The following is a 16,217-nucleotide window of genomic DNA, read 5'->3' as shown; positions in this document are numbered from 1 at the left end:
ACCGTATGTAATATTACTTTGTTTTTGGGAGTTGATACAGATAGCATTAATACAATGCGAATGAGCACCTCAATCTAAAACCCAAAAGAGAGTTGCGGCGCAACTCTCTTTTGGGTTATATCAAATCTCCTAACAAACTCGATACTTCACCTTGCATATTGGTGCGATTGTCGTCGTAGATCATGAGGGTGTCGAGTTTCTTGTGTCGCGATAATTTTTGTACTTTACGCACATTGCCATTAGTCGCATCTAGCGCTGCGGTAATCGCAGAGTGACGAATGCGATGCGGGGACATATGTTTAGAAATTCCAGATGTTCGTGCAATCTGACTAACAATTTGGTAAATAGCCGTCCCAGTCAGTCTGTGTGCGCGATTAGCTAGATCTAGGGAGTGGAATAATGGCTGAGTTGGATTCTTTGTCTCAAAGCAAGATAGCCAGTCTTGAATTGCGCTAGCTGTTCCAGTATTAAGACTAATGAGACTCTTTTGAGAGCCACGTCCTTTACCTAAAATTTGCAGCGATCGCGCTTCATAGTCAAAATCACCGATATTCGCGCTGACCACTTCATTGCGACGCAAAGCATTGTCCCAAAGTAGTCGCAAAATTGCGAAATCGCGTTTTCCTTTGGTGGTGTCACGTTTGATGCTAAGTAACATGGTGCGAATACCTTCAGGCTTAAGCCCAGTCGTATCGCGATAGGTTTGGACTGTCTCAGTTTGGACATCATCAAGATTCCAATTGCATTTTCCTAATTTGGCTGCGAAGTTTACTAAGGACTTAAGCGCTGATAACCGCCGATTTATAGTTGATTCCTTTAGGCCTCTAGCAATTAGGTCTGATTTGTATCGCAAAGCGATCGCGATCGCCTCAAATCTATTCAATTGAAGAAATTGAGCAATTACTGCCTCAGTGGGCTTCTGCCCATAGGCTGCAAGGAAAAAATATCTCAAGTCTTTTTCGTAGGCTCGTCTAGTATTAAGACTCCGTTTGTCAGAAAGGAGTGCCGTTAATATATCAGGACTAAATTCCGCAAGTGCATAGGGAATATTATCGGAATTTGTTAATTGATCATCTACTCTTATTTGAGACTTATTAATCTCTATCTGAGTCTCTCTTTGATTCTCGTTTTCTAATTTGGATACACTAGCGAGTCTCAACCGAGACTTGTTAGCCTCAATTATAGTCCTTTTTCGTGTCTCATAGTCTTGAGATAATGCATGTTTTTCTTGACTAAATCTCAACTGTTCTGGGGCAATCGCACAATTAACATCTGCACTAACCGCTGCTCGTTTGACAATCCCATATATAGCTGTTCCCGTCAGACGATGTCCATAATTAGCACGATCTAGTGATATAAATAATGGCGCTTGAGAATCTTCTAACCCATTCTCATTGCTGATATGAATCAAATTCAGCCAGTCTTGTAATGCTGTGGATGTGTCCAAACTGAGACTAATAATTTCTGTTTGATTTTGCCGATCTTGACGTTTATAGCGCTTTTGAATCAGTAGCGATCGCGTCTTAAAGTCAAAATCGCAAATACTAATCGCTGTAACCTGTTGTCGCTTTAGCGAATTCTCGATTAATAATCGCAAAATTGAGTAATCGCGCTGACCTGCCAATGTGTTGCGATCGCAAGCCGTGAGAATTCGCTCTAAACTATCTATTTCAATATCGATCATGTTGCATCATGATTTACTGCTAACTACTTTGTAGGAGAGTATCCCTAAAAATACAAGTCCTAATGCTGGTAGCCAATTATATCTAATCCAAGAAAGTAAATTACTAAAAAAGTAGTTCGCCTCACGCGATACCCACAATGCGATCACGATCGCACCGACAAACATCGCAAAATACATAGCAGACTTCAGCATTTAATTACCCCTAAAGCGATTTTAATCCTATATTAGCTTTAGTTCGACAAGTATAGAAAAAAGATGAAATCTCCAATTTCTCCCTATCAGCCTGTTTTACTAAGGTTGTTGCATAGTGCGATCGCCTTACTTGTTTTTGCTGCATTGATTACAGGCTTTATGGTCTATGACCGTTTTGACAAGAGGTTTGGCACTCTTAACTTACCAATAGTTCCCAATACTCAAGGTATTCACGGCACGATCTCTTTAACATTTTTGGTTCTCTTACCGATTTTTGCTTTATATTGCTTTCATATAGGCTCAAGGCGCTTAGTTCAGGCTCAATCCCTCATTCAGCTTAAAGACTTTAACAAACCGATTTGGTGGGTATCTCTACAGCGTCTTACAAATACGATCATGCTTCTATCCGCTACCTTTGCTGTTATTACAGGACGGATGATGAAGGAAGAATGGTTACCTAGCGAAGAATTAAATCATGCTTGGTACATAGGACATCTGATTGCATGGTTATTAATGATTGTTGGTATAGTAATGCATCTGTTGATGAGCGCTAAAGTTGGTGGATTACCACTATTGTTATCAATCTATAACTGGACAATTCACGCTGAAGATATGCCAAAGTCTTGGTTTAAGAGTTTTAAGCTTAAGCCTTCTAGCAAAACTCTATTCATTGTTGAAATATTAGTTATAAGTGGCATTGCGATCGCCTTTGTTTTACCAGCCTTATCACCACAGTAGAGTGGGCAATACCCACATGTTTTACTTACAATGACTGTAGTTTTTACACACTAGTTAAAATCATGAGAAAAAAAGACCTAACTTTACGCAGCGATCATGGCTGGGAGTCGGAAGAAGGATACAAAATATTTGTTGCAGATCGCGGCGCGGTGCGGTTTGATTTCCCCAAGGATTGGATCGTTAAGTTTAAAGAAAAGTCCGTTAGCTTCCACGATTTTGAACCAACCGACGATACAGGTGCATTAGAAATGTCCTTTAATCGTTTGCCTCCCCATGACTGGAATACCTTTCCGCTCAAACAAGCCTTGCAACAAGTCCTCGATGATGACGATCGCGAAATTCTCACCAAGAGCAAAATTACTAGTGCTAATCGAGATGGCATGAAACTAGTCTGGACAGATTTGCGATATATCGATGCTACGGAGAAGAGAGAAGCAACTTCCCGCATCCTGATCGGTATCGGGGGCAATGTCCAAGTCCTATTTACATTTGACTATTGGACAGAAGGCGAAGAACAAATGCGCGAGGTCTGGGAAGTAGTATTGCGATCGCTGCGCCTCGGCTTATTTATCCCTGACCCCACTAGAGGACATGTCGTCAATCCAAATCTCAATTAAAAAAGGCAATCCCCAACATTTCATCTACTTTTTATAATTAAAGATGACTTGGTAGTTCAATGGTGTATTGTTAACTGACAAAAAATGATTTAGGATAATCGCCTCAAAGAGACTCACCTAAGAATTTTATTTTGTCGGTATTTAATTGGATATTTAAACTGGGTATTTAAACAATGGGTAAAGTGATTGCAACGGTCAATATGAAAGGTGGGGTAGGAAAAACCACCTTAACTGTCAATATTGCCACCTGCTTGGCTAAAATCCATCGCAAAAAGGTTTTAGTTGTAGATTTAGATACCCAAATTAGCGCCACACTCAGCATGATTTCACCCGCCGAGTTTGCTAAGTGCCGTAAAGAAAACCGCACATTGCGAAATCTGGTCAGTCAAGCAATCGCGCGTTATGGAGTACAGGTTAATGATCCAGAAGAAAAAGTCTACCAAATCAAAGATCTCGTAATTCCCCATGTTTGCAAAGTGCAAGGTCTCGATCTATTAGTTGGTGATATTGATCTATACGATGAATTTCTAGTTTCCGAAATGCTCTATAACCGATCGCTGCTGTACGACGAGAAACAAACCTTTCAGCAGACTTGGAGCAGGTTCGAGCAGACCTTAATCAAAGGTATTCTTGCTCCAGCCCTTAAAACGTATGATTTCATTATTCTCGATTGCGCCCCTGGGTATAACTTGATCACTCGGAGCAGCATTGTGGCAAGCGATTATTACCTAATGCCAGCAAGACCTGAGCCACTATCGGTAGTAGGTATTCAGTTATTAGAAAGACGCATTGAGAGATTGCGTGAAGTATATAGAGAAGATAACTCGATTAATATTCAACTCTTAGGAATCGTGTTTAGTATGTCGGCAGGCTTTACCCTAAGCAGATATTACCAAAAAGTGATGGATCGAGTAGCTGCGGATTTTAGCAGTGCCAAGATTTTTAAAACGAAGATTCCCAATGATGTAAACATCGCTAAAGCTGTAGATAATTTCATCCCTGCTTCCTTAGCTAACCCCAATTCAGGCGGCGCAAAAGCTTTTGCTGAGGTCACAGTCGAGCTTTTGAAAAAGCTAGAAGTCTCCCTCGGCAAGAAAGAACAAACCTCAAGACTAAGTTTAGTTGATTTAGAATAAAAGGCAATGGCACAAGAAATATCAATTTGGGTTCCAGTAATTTCTTCACTATGTGGTGGATTCTTAAGTTTATTAGGAGCTTTTGGAAATTCTTTGCTTAACCAGAGAAAAACAGAAAGATTGTCCAAAGAAGATAGAGAGAGAAAAAATCTAGAAGAAATCTATGTCATATTACATGAAATAAGAAAAGATTATTACAATTTAACTTTAAATCAAGTTTCCAATAAGATTTTTAATAACGTTGAAATCAAATCAATTGAATCACACGAATTAAATAAAATACCACCTCTAATTAAGCTAGATATGCTTATTAACCTTTATTTTCCCAGCTTAAAAGATGTTCACAGTAAACTAGTAATTACAAAGAATATTTTCGGGGAAGAACTTGGAGTGGTTATGTTAAACAGCTATACAAGTAAGTCTCTTGAGGATAAGCAACAACAATTTTCAAAGTTTTGGAATTTAATGAATAAACTAGAAGAAAACATAAAGGAAATCCAAGATAATATTGTAAAAATTATTAAGCCATAGAATTACAATAGGGCACTGGTTCCGCACTATGAGAAAAAGCTCTGAAGCCCTTTTTATGTCTAGGTTTCGACGATTTGACCTTAAAATGGCTAAAACCCTTGTCAAGAAAGGATTTTAGCCGAACAATCTCATAGCGCGGAACCAGTGCCTACAATAGCAAATAAACCAAATTAAGGCATTGTGATTCTTTACTTGAGTCACTAGTTTACTAAGGAGGATAAAATGGATGCAATGACAACCCAGCAAGCAAGTCATGACTTAGATGGTTTAATTGATCGCGTTATAGCAGACGTGCAACCAACAATTCTTTGTAATGATAAGGGTAAAAAAGCTGTTCTAATTTCGCTAGATGAATTTTCAGCTTGGCAAGAAACATTATATTTACTATCCAATCCAGTTAATGCCAAACATCTGCTCGATTCGATTCAATCAGCAAAAACAGGTAAAGTTTTTGAGAGAGATTTAATTGAAGAATGAAACTTACATTTACAGAAGCTGCTTGGGATGACTATTTGTGGTTTCAGGATACTGACAAGAAAATCTTAAAAAGAATCAATATCTTGATTAAAGATATTCAAAGGAATCCTTTTGATGGGATAGGGAAGCCTGAACCATTAAAAGCTAATCTGTCGGGCTATTGGTCACGCAGAATAACCACTGAACATCGCATAGTTTATGAGGTCTTAGAGGAGAGCATTTTGATAGTCGCTTGTCGGTTTCATTATCAAGATTAATGGAGCTAAATGGGTACGCTAATATGAAAAATCTGCTTTTTAATTTAGGTTTAGCGACACTCTTCACCCATGAGCTAGATGCTGTAACCCAATCTGAGTGGCATTTGCTTTATATGGGGTATAGTCAGGATACGTGTAAAACAGTGCCACGAAGCCCTGAAATCCTCACTGTGATTGCTTTCAGCTATCAAACTTTTAAGGGTGAAGAAGATTGATAAGATGTCCCACAAAAAGGGCAGAAACGATGCTTCAGGGAAGTAATCGGCTCCTGACAGCCAACACAGCGATGACGTAACTCCATCCCGCAGAGAAAACAACACTTCGCTCTTAAATCCAGCCACATCGACTCAGGAGCCATTCCTACAGTCCAGCAACTCGGACAAAACTTGAGCGCAGATGGGAAATCCACGGCAACACCTCTGCCAACCGATTCGAGATACTCTTTCGGAACATTAAGAGCATAAGCCAACCCACTACAAGTTTTGTGATTGAGTTTAAGCGTTCTCCCTCGTTCGATTTTACCCAAGCTTTGCAAATGAATACCTGCAAGCTCGACCACATCAGCTTGACTCAAACCTCTGTGTAGTCTAAGCCGTCGAAGATATTGACCGAGTGATTCATCAGCATTAGGTGCAAGTAAAGAATCAAGAAGCTGCATATAAGTCTAGATTAAAGTATCAATAAAGAAATATACTTTTAAAATAATCTTATCCTTGATTTTAGACTGATGGAGGTAGTATATGTCGCTGACTTTAGCAACAGTTACTACTCAATTTTTAGAGCGTCCTGGACTGAGTATCGCCACCCAAAAGTCTTACGAACTGACACTGATTCCGCTACTACAAAAGTATGGACGATATCCAATTGAGATTCTGGGTCGTGCAGCAATAGAAGAGTATCTCAACGGCTTGACCCATCTAGCCTATACAACTCACCACCGACATCAATCCATCGTTCAAGCCCTCCTAAACTTTGCTGTCGAACAAGGATATATCAGAGTCAATCCAATTGCTCATTTACGACGACGTAAGCCAGATTTTAGTAAAGGCGAACATACCTCAGATCGTGTCATCCGTTATCTGAGTACCACCCAACTCCAACAAATGTATGAGGCGATTACACCCGATTGTCGCCTGAATGCTGTAGTACGACTTTTACACCGCAGTGGAGCAAGAATTGCCGAACTCTTAGCTTTAAATCTAGAAGATCTAGATCTGCAAGGGCAAAGGTTTCAGGTCGTTGGGAAAGGCAATAAGACCCGCTGGTGCTTCTACAGTGAGGATGCAGCCCTATTGCTAGAGAAATACCTCAAATACTACCGACACCAAGGGCATCCAGCTCTGTGGACAGCTCAACACCGACTCAGTAAGACAGTGGTTCGATTGAGTTATCCAAATATTCATCAGCGATGGCGAGACTTGATAGATCCTTTCCCCTTAATAGCAGGTATTCGCCTTCACGATCTGCGGCATACTTTTGCGACAGAACGAGTCGGATTAATCGGGATTGAAGAACTACGAGCATTGATGGGACACCAAAATATTCAGACCACTTTGCGATACCAAAAAGTTACTTCTGAGCGGGCTGAACTTGCTGCTCAAACAGCTTTAAACAAGTTACTAAAATTGGATGATGAATTTCGAGTGTTCTGAGAATTGTCAAGCACCTTATCAATCTACAAGTGGTTTAAACTAGGAGTATAATTAATACTCTCAACTAGGAAAATGAGCCTAACGCTAATTACCGTTTGTGTTACCGAAAATCGGCGGTAATCGCCTAATTTAATGACCGCAATCGAACGCACCGCCTATCCTCGTTTTAAATCTCTCCCGAATCTCAAAGAATTAGTCGAACTCTATACCCCAACTGAATCCGAGCTAGCTTTTGCTCGTGTCCAAACCGCCAGTAAAGAAGGTCGATTTCGCTTGTTGATATCTCTGAAAGCTTTTCAACGACTAGGGTACTTTCCAGATGGGGCATCAATTCCAACCGCACTCATTGAGCATTTACGGAAACTATTGAATCTAAACAGTTCAGTTGATGCCATTGCCCCCCTGCGATCGCAACGTCGATATGAAACAGCGATTCGGACTTTTCTGAAAGTTAAAATCTTTGATGCTGGCGCACGTCAACATATCGCTATTGCTATCGCAACGGCGGCGACAACGATGGATCGTAACGCCGATTTAATTAATGTGGCGATTGAGGAATTGGTCAAAGAAAGCTATGAGTTACCAGCGTTTAGTACCTTAGATCGACTAGCTGGCAATGTACGGTCGATTACCAATCACAGATTATTTCAACAGGTGGCATCAAAGTTAACTCCTGCGGAGCAGACTTTTTTAGACGAGCTACTCTTGTCTCAACCCGTCGAAGGTCAGGTCACCCTCAATTTACTCAAATCTCCGCCCAAGAGTGTTAGACTTTCCCACATCATTCAGTTGCAATCTAAATTTGACAAGTTGATGTCTTTTGGCAATGCCCAACGGTTGTTAGCGGGGATTGCTAAGAGTAAGATTCAATCTTTTGCTGCTCAAGCTAAAGCGCTGGACATTTCGGATTTTCGAGATATCAAAACTAATAAACGAAACGCTTTACTGGTGTGTTTGCTCTATCGGGCGCAAGTTAAAACCAGAGATTATTTGGTCGATCTGTTTCTCAAGCGGATGCGGAAAATTCACTACCTTGCCCGCCAACGGTTGGTGGAACTCAGAGAACAACATCTCAAGCAAACTGAAGTGATGCTAGGGGTGTTAGCGGAGATTTTAGAGGTATCTGTCGATCATCCTGACGAACAAACATTCGGAAATCAAGTGCAAGCCCTACTACAGTCTCATGGTGGTTCCGCCGAGCTACTCGAACGCTGTCAGGCAATTACGACTTACAACAGCGATAATTATTTACCATTAATTCGGCATTTTTTCAGTCGTTATCGTCCGTTGCTATTTGAATTGGTCAGATCTTTGGAGCTTCAATCGACCTCTCAAGATCAATCGTTACCTGTAGCTTTGGCGTTTGTGTTGAAGCAAGAACAGCGGCGCAGTAAATATTTACCCAGCGACGATCTCGATTTGAGTTTCATCAGTGAGCGGTGGAGACGATTGGTGGTGGAACAGCGTGGGGAAGAGCAAGTACTGTCGAGAGTTCATCTGGAAGTGTGCATCTTCACCTATTTAGCGGCTGAGTTGAAGACAGGAGATATCTCTGTCGCTGGTTCCGAGCAATACGCCGACTTTCGCGAACAGTTACTTTCATGGGAAGAATGTGAACACGACTTGGCAAGTTATGGAATGCAAAGCGGTTTACCAGTAACCGCTGAGTCCTTTGTGGCTGCTTTAAAACAGCAATTAACAGAGGTGGCACAGACAGTTGACCAGATCTGTCAAGATGGCAGTCAGATTACCATTAACGAAGTTGGAGCACCCGTCCTTAAACGTTTGGTAGCAGAAGTGAAACCGTCTGGTGCCGATGAACTCGAAGCTAAGATTTGGGAACGTTTGCCAGAGCGGAGCGTATTGGATATCCTGTGCAATGTGGAACATTGGCTCAACTGGACGCGGCATTTTGGATTAGCTTCAGGCTCTGAGGCTAAAATAGACCAACCCACTGAGCGATATATTCTGGCTGTGTTTGGTTATGGGTGTAACCTTGGTCCCTATCAAACAGCACGTCATACACGCGGACTGATTAACGGACAGATGTTGTCGCGTATCAATCGACTACATATTCAAACCAGCCAAATCGAAGCAGCAATACGGGAGTTGATTAATGCTTACAATTTACTCCCGTTGCCCAAGTGTTGGGGAACGGGGAAACGCGCCGCCGCTGATGGAAGCAAGTTTCAGATCCATGAAAACAGTTTGATGTCAGAGTACCATATCCGCTATGGCGGTTATGGTGGGATTGCTTACCATCATGTCTCAGATACTTACATTGCGCTGTTCACCCACTTTATTACCTGTGGAGTATGGGAGGCAGTGTATATCTTGGATGGGTTACTGAAGAACAGTTCCGATATTCAACCAGATACCTTACATGCAGATACTCAAGGTCAATCATTGACTGTCTTTGCTTTGTCCTATCTATTGGGAATCAAGCTGATGCCTCGGATTCGCAATTGGCAGGATTATAAGTTCTTTCGTCCCAGTCCAGAGGCTGTGTATAAATACATCGATCCGTTATTTACGGATGTGGTGGATTGGAAGTTGATTCAGACTCATTGGCAGGATTTAATTCGTGTAACTTTGTCCATTCAGGCGGGTAAGTTGATGCCTTCAACGATCTTGCGAAGATTAGGGGGTAATAGTCGCAAGAATCGCCTGTACCAGACTTTTCAAGCCTTGGGACAGGTAGTTAGAACGTTGTTTTTGCTGCAATATATTTCCGACCGCGCTTTACGTCAGGAGATTACAGCTTGCACCAATATTGTCGAAGGCTATCACAATTTTCTGGACTGGTTATTTTTTGGTAAGCAGGGGGTACTTACAGACCACGATCCTGAAGAACAAGAGAAGCGGCTCAAGTATCTCGACTTAGTTGCCAGTGCGGTGATTTTTCAGAATACTGTGGATATTTCTGCTGCGGTACGGAGTTTGGTTGATGAGGGTCATAAGGTTGACCGCGTGTTACTCTCTACTTTGAGTCCTTATCTGACTAGACATTTAAAGCGTTATGGCGACTATGTTGTCGATCTGACGACTATTCCCGAACCTTTGGATCTGGCAGTTAGCTTGCCAATTGAGATCGTTCAAGAGCCTTCTCAGTAAATGCTTCAGCGTTTCGTGGCACTGTTTTACACGTATCCTGATTACATGCCTATATATTGAACAGTTTGCCAGAGCAAATAGCTGCAACTTCTTTTATTGCTATCCATGTCCCATTCTTCGCAATCATTTTTTGGTTAGGCTTTAACGAAAACACTAGGGTTAAAGAATGGTCAAGAATTGTATTTGCGATATTTTTGATTGTTCATGCTGGATTGCACAAGAGGCTAGAAAATCATCCGCTATATACCTTTAACTCGCCATTGTCTCAAGGATTAATTTTTGGAGCTGGATTATTTGGGCTTCTGTTCTTAATAGTTACCTATATATCGAATAACCACAATCCTGATTATGATAATCGACCTCAAATGTGACACGCCAAAAATTATGCAAATAAATACAAAAGGCGATCGCCTTTTATCTACTACTCTATCAACCAAGACTTGTCGTCACTGCGAAGGTAAAGGCTATATATCAATCCGTGATTGCTCTGGCGAAATTCAACGCGAAGAAAATTGCGCATTTTGCAATGGCTCAGGCAAAATCGAAATAGAGATTTGAATTTAAAATCAATCAAGTGTATACAAAGTAAAGATTTTGACATTAAGCATAAAATACACTTGCCTAGTTTTTGTGACTATGCAAACATCTATTTAGAATAAATTCTAAATTTTAGATGAGATGTTCTCATGAAACGTTCTTTGTTAATGACTGCTATGGCGATCGCGCTATTTAGTTGTGAATCTCAACCCACTGCTATACCGACTGCTCCTGTAACTAATGCTACGCCTAAGCCCATAGTGGTTCAAGAACAAGCGATCGCAAAAGTATCACTGGTTGAAGAAAAGCCTGTGTCAGTATTATCAAAGACAGACACCAAAGAAACTGATGCTAAAGTTGGCATGGGTTTACATGTAGCTGATACAGTGCGTACCCAAGGAAAGGGGAAAACTCAAATTGAATTCGATAATGGAATAGGATTTCGGATTGGTGGTAACTCGAGTGTACAGATTAAACCCAACAATCGACTTAATCTTACAGAGGGCAAGATGATCACTTGGGTGAAACCTGGCTTAAAAGTTCCAACTGAAATATCTACAGCCTATGCCACGGCCGCAATTCGTGGGACAACAGCCTTTGTCGAAATTCCTAAAGACATCAACAAGGGTATTAGGTTTTTCTCTTGGGAAGGAACGGTGGTGGTTAAGTTAGCCAATCAATCAAATGAAATTATTTTATTGACAGGTGAAGAAATAATTGTTAAACCTAACTCTACAACACCTCCAGTTGTGCGTCGTTTGACTCTCAATGAGTGGAAAGAAATTTCTAAAACCAGTGAATTATTGCGAAGCTTTGATGCGCCACTACCCACTCAAACAGTTATTGACAATCTCCTCCCAGGACAAGCGAGTCTCACTCAAACTCCTCCAGCCAAATAATACAAGCTAATTGAAGATATAAAAAACAAAGAAAGAGTTGCTCCGCAACTCTTTCTTTGTTTTTTATATCTTAGCTTCATCACTTATTGATTTTAAATGAGGCAATAAAGCGATCGGCATCAGCATTTGAGAACTTGTCTGAAGGAGCTACTACAACTACTTGATAAAGACGAATATTGTCTGCAATACAAATTCGCCCTTTCGCTGATGCATCAGTTGATTGAATCTTGCCACTACCCTCAAAATCTATGCATGGAGTTTCGCCAAGCTTAAACTCTTTAGAAGATTTGATTTCACCTTTAATGCTACCAGTAACAAAACCTTTGACAGCTTGAGTTACCCTTATTGGGATCTCAGAATCAGTGAATTTTGCGGGATAGTCATTATATCCAACCATATAGGCTGAGGTATTAGACTCAGACAGCACCATATTTATCTTGACTTCACCAACATCAGTTTTCTGTTCTTGAGATAGCTCTTGTGGTTTATTTGGCATTTGTACGCTGAATTTCCCTGTACCTGAACTGTAATCTTGCCAACCTGTTGCTGCTGGTTCAGATTTAGAATCTGTCTTGAGTTCTCCATCTTTAGCTTTATCAGATGAATTACTTGGAGATGCTGACTTGCTTGAGCTTGCGGGTTCGCTTTTAGATGGGGTACAGGCACTTACAGTAAATAAAATTAAACTAACTACAAAAGAAAGATATTTTTTCATATTCACTTAATGGTTTGTTTTTGGTTAGAGCTTGGGGTACATCCTTACAGAAGGTTACGCTAATGCTTAAAGGCATAATTGGCAATAGTTTCAGAAAATAAATTCATCTTTACAAGCGATTGCTGATGTGTTTTACACGTAGGCATGATTCAACCTCAAAATAAACTAACCAAAATAAGCTTACGAATTTAAGGTATGCCGCCTAGCTTACGATAATGGATATTTACGCAAGCTTAGAGCTTTTATGTAAATTCGTAAGCTAACTACTATTTATAGTTAGATTTGGAGCCTAAAATCGCTACAGAATAACTAGTGATTGAGATTTAGCTTTAGTGGATTTTAGATTCATGTTTGAATAGTTCTAGAGGAAAATAGAAAAAGCTTAAGGCAAAGGTATATGGCAATGGGTCTGTATGAGTCAGATTTTTATCGTTGGACACTAGAGCAGTCTGAAAAATTACGAGCATGTGAAGTTGATGGGCTTGACTCAAAAAATCTAGCTAAAGAGATTGAATCTTTGGGGAGACAAGAAAGTAGAGAGTTAAGGACTCACTTTAATGTTTTGCTTGGTCATTTGCTAAAGTGGCATTTACTGCCAAAAGAGCATAGTAAAATTTGGCAAGTGACAATTGACAGCGAACGTCGAGAGGTTCACTGGATCTTGAGGGATAGCCCTAGCCTCAAAAATAAGCTTAGAGAAATAATTAAAGATAGTTATGAGGCGGCTTTGTATATAGTGGTGCTTGAAACTCCTCTGGATGCTAAAAGTTTGCCTCAAGAATGTCCTTATACGATTGAACAAATTTTGGATTTAAATTTTCCCGAAGATATTGCTAAAGAGTTTGACTAAAGTAAATGTTATTCAGCCAATGTTGTGAAAGTGATGTGGTTGGCTTTTGATTGTAATTGCGATCGCTCTGTAAACTTAAATTTTCCTGATAGCAATAAAGATAAAAGTTGCCGTGCTTTGCACGGCAACTTCTATCTTTATTGCTATAGAGTAGATAAATCGTCTTAATCTATTGGTAAACCTAGCTAGAACTAATTTTATGTCGTCAAATAGTTCAACTACGCTATCTATGCAAACGGCGATCGCAAATGGAGCTTTACGACGAGTGCATCACATTGCTCTGAATGTGCGGGACATGCAGGTTTCTTGTAATTTTTATGGCAACATTTTGGGACTGCATCAACTTGTTGGTGATGAGGTTCCTAGTACTTTAGTTAATCTAGTAGCAGCAGGCAAAGTTGCGAATTTTAGAACTCCCGATGGCACTGTTCTCGATTTGTTTTGGGAACCTGAACTTACGCCACCCGATCTTGATCCGCAGCAGCAATTTACTCGTGCTAATCATCTAGCCTTTGATATTGCTCCAGAACTTTTTGAGCAAGCGGTGGCGGTATTGCGATCGCATCAAGTCCAAATTGAGGGTGAACCTGTTACTCGTCCTACTGGTAGAGGCATTTATTTTTATGACCCCGATGGATTTCTGATTGAAATACGCTGCGATCCTAGTTGACACAAAAGTTACGACATTGAAAAAACTAATGCTCGCGAAGTGGACAGCATCAGCTTTAGATTTAAGTTAGTTTTGCATCAATAAATTTTTGCCAAGTCTCGTTGGGCTGCCAAATTTTATGTAAATCCGCGATCGCTTGTTCGCGATCGCAATTGAGATGCAAGCGACGATACAGATAGACAAAGGCAGAAACGCGCATATTCTTAGCACAATGGACAAAGATTTTTTGCCGTTGGCGTTGTTCCATTGCTTGTAGAAATTCGTCTAAATCCGCCATCGTTGGAGTTTCCCAATTTACAGGAATGGCAATATATTCCATTCCGAAAGATTGAACTAGTTGTGCTTCATTAGCGATCGCTCCGTCAGAAGTAGGTAAAGCCAAATTAATTACTGTTTCATAACCAGCATCAGCAATTGATCGAAATTGCTTGGCTGTTGGCTGTCCTGCTGTGGCTAGTTTGTCTGAAATTTGCAGAAAGTTAATAATTTCTGCTAGGCGATCGCTATTTTGGTTCATAAATAACTTAGTTCCCATTTCTGTCTTGGCTGAGAAAAATAGATACAGAATCAAAAATGTGATTCCCCCCAAAAGTTGAATCCAACGATTATCCATAGTTTTTTAAGGTATTTGATTTGACAATTGAATTGATTGGTATTTATTGAGTCTCAAAGCAAGAAATATAGTCCACTTACAGGTCTAATAGCGTGTCTCATTATCTTGAGATTGAACAAAAAAGTCGTGATCGCAATTAGCTTGAAACTGACAATGTCAAAGTGGCGTAACTTCATAAGTCAAAAGTATAGTAAAGTTCGCTAAGATAAATAGGAATCAATTGCAAGTAGTTACAGTTAATGGATCGGCAACGCAGAAAAATATTAGAGTTGGGTCTTGGGGGGATGGGATTAATAGGCGGCGCGATCGCTTGTAGTCCAATTATCTCAAATCGCAATAGCGAACAGGATAAATCTTCAAGCAATCCGCCAAAAAAAATTGTGATTCCGCCGATGAAACTTACTGAAGCATCGCAGGAAAGAATCAAAGTAAGTGGACTTGACCCGATCGCTACCCTACGAGAATTTGATTATGGAAAAGTTACCCAAGAAAATGGTCGCACAGTACGAGAGTTTCAGCTAACGGCGCAAAGTAAGACCGTAAAATTGGATGCGGCGACTGACTTTATTACTTGGAATGTAAACGATCGCGTGCCTGGCCCAACCCTCAGAGCAACAGAAGGCGATCGGGTGCGAATTGCTTTTGCTAATAGAGGAGGGCATTCTCATTCATTGCACTTTCATGGCGAACATCCTTCGGAAATGGATGGAGTTAAACCAATTCGTAATGGTGCTGCGACTATCTATGAGTTTGATGCGATGCCCTATGGAGTTCATCTCTATCACTGTCATATCGAACCAGTGGCACGGCATATCGGTAAAGGTCTGTACGGCATGTTCATCATCGATCCGCCTACGCCTCGACCACCTGCGGATGAGATTGTTTTAATCATGGCTGGCTATGACACGAATGGAGATGGGCGTAATGAGATGTATGCCTTTAATGGGCTTCCCCACTTTTATATGCAGCAACCGATCGCAGTCCAGCAAAATCAGTTATTGAGGTTGTATGTCCTTAATATGATTGAGTATGACCCAGTAGCTACCTTTCATGTCCATGCCAATATGTTTCAGGTTTATCGTACTGGGCGCAGCATGTCTCCAAGCGAGGAGAGTGATGTGATCACAATGGGGACTGCCGAGCGACATATTCTGGAGTTGACGTATCGATTTACGGGTAAATACATGTTTCATCCGCACCAAGATACGATCGCTGATGCTGGCTGTATGGGGCTATTTGAGGTGGTTACTAGTTAAAGATACTCAAATTTTTTATTAACTGAAACACTTATTGATAATTATTTGCAATTTTTATGTTCTAATATTTGTAGATCACTTATTGCAAATTAATAGCATTACCTAGTTTTTTAATTACCCTTTTTCACCATTAGCTATCTTCATGTCTTATCTCTTTTCTCTCGTTAAAAAATTATTTCAAACTGTAATTAAAACCAAAGCGTTTTTAGTTCTGTTTTTACTCTCACTAGTAGGCGCGATCGCAATCTCGGCATGTACTAATGAGCCTAAGATCTCAAC

General features: G+C 40.5%; 20 protein-coding genes. 15 read left to right on the top strand and 5 right to left on the bottom strand.

Annotation, left to right across the window (positions count from 1 at the left end; all coding sequences use genetic code 11):
- Positions 1–115: 115 nt before the first annotated feature.
- Positions 116–1,684, bottom strand: coding sequence for a tyrosine-type recombinase/integrase (locus APA_RS09185; protein WP_201321989.1), 1,569 nt, complete (start codon positions 1,682–1,684; stop codon positions 116–118).
- Between the two features lie 6 nt (positions 1,685–1,690).
- Entirely contained in the window at positions 1,691–1,876 is a 186-nt protein-coding gene (locus tag APA_RS09180; protein WP_201321988.1) for a hypothetical protein, read from the bottom strand.
- 63 nt (positions 1,877–1,939) lie between these two features.
- On the opposite strand from APA_RS09180, the gene APA_RS09175 reads away from it, so the two are divergent.
- The 7 genes from APA_RS09175 (at position 1,940) to APA_RS09145 (ending at position 5,847) form a co-directional block, all read left to right on the top strand.
- The gene (locus APA_RS09175) at positions 1,940–2,614 is read left to right on the top strand and encodes a cytochrome b/b6 domain-containing protein (RefSeq protein ID WP_201321987.1); all 675 of its coding nucleotides are present in this window, start codon (positions 1,940–1,942) and stop codon (positions 2,612–2,614) included.
- Positions 2,615–2,676: 62 nt separating this feature from the next.
- The gene (locus tag APA_RS09170; protein ID WP_201321986.1) at positions 2,677–3,231 is read left to right on the top strand and encodes a hypothetical protein; all 555 of its coding nucleotides are present in this window, start codon (positions 2,677–2,679) and stop codon (positions 3,229–3,231) included.
- Between the two features lie 173 nt (positions 3,232–3,404).
- On the top strand, positions 3,405–4,367 hold the full coding sequence (locus APA_RS09165) for a ParA family protein (RefSeq protein WP_201321985.1): 963 nt from the start codon (positions 3,405–3,407) through the stop codon (positions 4,365–4,367).
- A gap of 6 nt (positions 4,368–4,373) precedes the next feature.
- A complete protein-coding gene (locus APA_RS09160) occupies positions 4,374–4,898 on the top strand; it encodes a hypothetical protein (protein WP_201321984.1) in 525 nt (174 codons plus the stop codon).
- Between the two features lie 222 nt (positions 4,899–5,120).
- Positions 5,121–5,375: a type II toxin-antitoxin system Phd/YefM family antitoxin gene (locus APA_RS09155; RefSeq protein ID WP_201321983.1), complete on the top strand. Its 255-nt coding sequence runs from the start codon at positions 5,121–5,123 to the stop codon at positions 5,373–5,375.
- On the top strand, positions 5,372–5,632 hold the full coding sequence (locus tag APA_RS09150; protein WP_201321982.1) for a Txe/YoeB family addiction module toxin: 261 nt from the start codon (positions 5,372–5,374) through the stop codon (positions 5,630–5,632). The genes APA_RS09155 and APA_RS09150 overlap by 4 nt, the downstream gene beginning before the upstream one ends.
- Positions 5,633–5,655: 23 nt before the next feature.
- Complete coding sequence (locus tag APA_RS09145; protein ID WP_201321981.1) at positions 5,656–5,847, top strand: DUF6713 family protein; 192 nt, start codon at positions 5,656–5,658, stop codon at positions 5,845–5,847.
- On the opposite strand, the gene APA_RS09140 is transcribed toward APA_RS09145, so the two are convergent.
- Positions 5,820–6,290: a helix-turn-helix transcriptional regulator gene (locus APA_RS09140; RefSeq protein WP_201321980.1), complete on the bottom strand. Its 471-nt coding sequence runs from the start codon at positions 6,288–6,290 to the stop codon at positions 5,820–5,822. The genes APA_RS09145 and APA_RS09140 overlap by 28 nt on opposite strands.
- Positions 6,291–6,372: 82 nt before the next feature.
- Here APA_RS09140 and APA_RS09135 point away from each other — a divergent pair, with 82 nt between their 5' ends.
- From APA_RS09135 to APA_RS09120, 5 genes are all read left to right on the top strand, one after another.
- On the top strand, positions 6,373–7,284 hold the full coding sequence (locus APA_RS09135) for a site-specific integrase (protein ID WP_201321979.1): 912 nt from the start codon (positions 6,373–6,375) through the stop codon (positions 7,282–7,284).
- 132 nt (positions 7,285–7,416) lie between these two features.
- On the top strand, positions 7,417–10,398 hold the full coding sequence (locus tag APA_RS09130; protein WP_201321978.1) for a Tn3 family transposase: 2,982 nt from the start codon (positions 7,417–7,419) through the stop codon (positions 10,396–10,398).
- A gap of 56 nt (positions 10,399–10,454) precedes the next feature.
- Complete coding sequence (locus tag APA_RS25755) at positions 10,455–10,769, top strand: DUF6713 family protein (RefSeq protein ID WP_374101351.1); 315 nt, start codon at positions 10,455–10,457, stop codon at positions 10,767–10,769.
- A 13-nt stretch (positions 10,770–10,782) separates the two neighbouring features.
- Complete coding sequence (locus APA_RS09125) at positions 10,783–10,956, top strand: hypothetical protein (RefSeq protein WP_201321977.1); 174 nt, start codon at positions 10,783–10,785, stop codon at positions 10,954–10,956.
- 128 nt (positions 10,957–11,084) lie between these two features.
- Complete coding sequence (locus APA_RS09120) at positions 11,085–11,834, top strand: FecR family protein (RefSeq protein WP_201321976.1); 750 nt, start codon at positions 11,085–11,087, stop codon at positions 11,832–11,834.
- Positions 11,835–11,913: 79 nt separating this feature from the next.
- Here APA_RS09120 and APA_RS09115 read toward each other — a convergent pair whose 3' ends face one another.
- Entirely contained in the window at positions 11,914–12,549 is a 636-nt protein-coding gene (locus APA_RS09115) for a hypothetical protein (RefSeq protein WP_201321975.1), read from the bottom strand.
- Positions 12,550–12,946: 397 nt separating this feature from the next.
- On the opposite strand from APA_RS09115, the gene APA_RS09110 reads away from it, so the two are divergent.
- Both APA_RS09110 and APA_RS09105 read left to right on the top strand, forming a co-directional pair.
- The gene (locus APA_RS09110) at positions 12,947–13,399 is read left to right on the top strand and encodes a DUF29 domain-containing protein (protein WP_201321974.1); all 453 of its coding nucleotides are present in this window, start codon (positions 12,947–12,949) and stop codon (positions 13,397–13,399) included.
- 229 nt (positions 13,400–13,628) lie between these two features.
- Positions 13,629–14,069 (top strand): VOC family protein, encoded by a 441-nt coding sequence (locus APA_RS09105; protein WP_201322035.1) that lies wholly within the window; start codon positions 13,629–13,631, stop codon positions 14,067–14,069.
- A 61-nt stretch (positions 14,070–14,130) separates the two neighbouring features.
- Here APA_RS09105 and APA_RS09100 read toward each other — a convergent pair whose 3' ends face one another.
- On the bottom strand, positions 14,131–14,682 hold the full coding sequence (locus tag APA_RS09100; RefSeq protein ID WP_236579475.1) for a protein tyrosine phosphatase family protein: 552 nt from the start codon (positions 14,680–14,682) through the stop codon (positions 14,131–14,133).
- Positions 14,683–14,921: 239 nt separating this feature from the next.
- Here APA_RS09100 and APA_RS09095 point away from each other — a divergent pair, with 239 nt between their 5' ends.
- Positions 14,922–15,938: a multicopper oxidase domain-containing protein gene (locus APA_RS09095; RefSeq protein WP_201321973.1), complete on the top strand. Its 1,017-nt coding sequence runs from the start codon at positions 14,922–14,924 to the stop codon at positions 15,936–15,938.
- The last annotated feature ends 279 nt before the right edge of the window (positions 15,939–16,217 follow it).

Origin of the sequence: Pseudanabaena sp. lw0831 (assembly GCF_016584665.1) — a bacterium.
Classification (GTDB): Bacteria; Cyanobacteriota; Cyanobacteriia; order Pseudanabaenales; family Pseudanabaenaceae; genus Pseudanabaena.
This window is presented reverse-complemented; position numbering and strand designations above follow the sequence as displayed.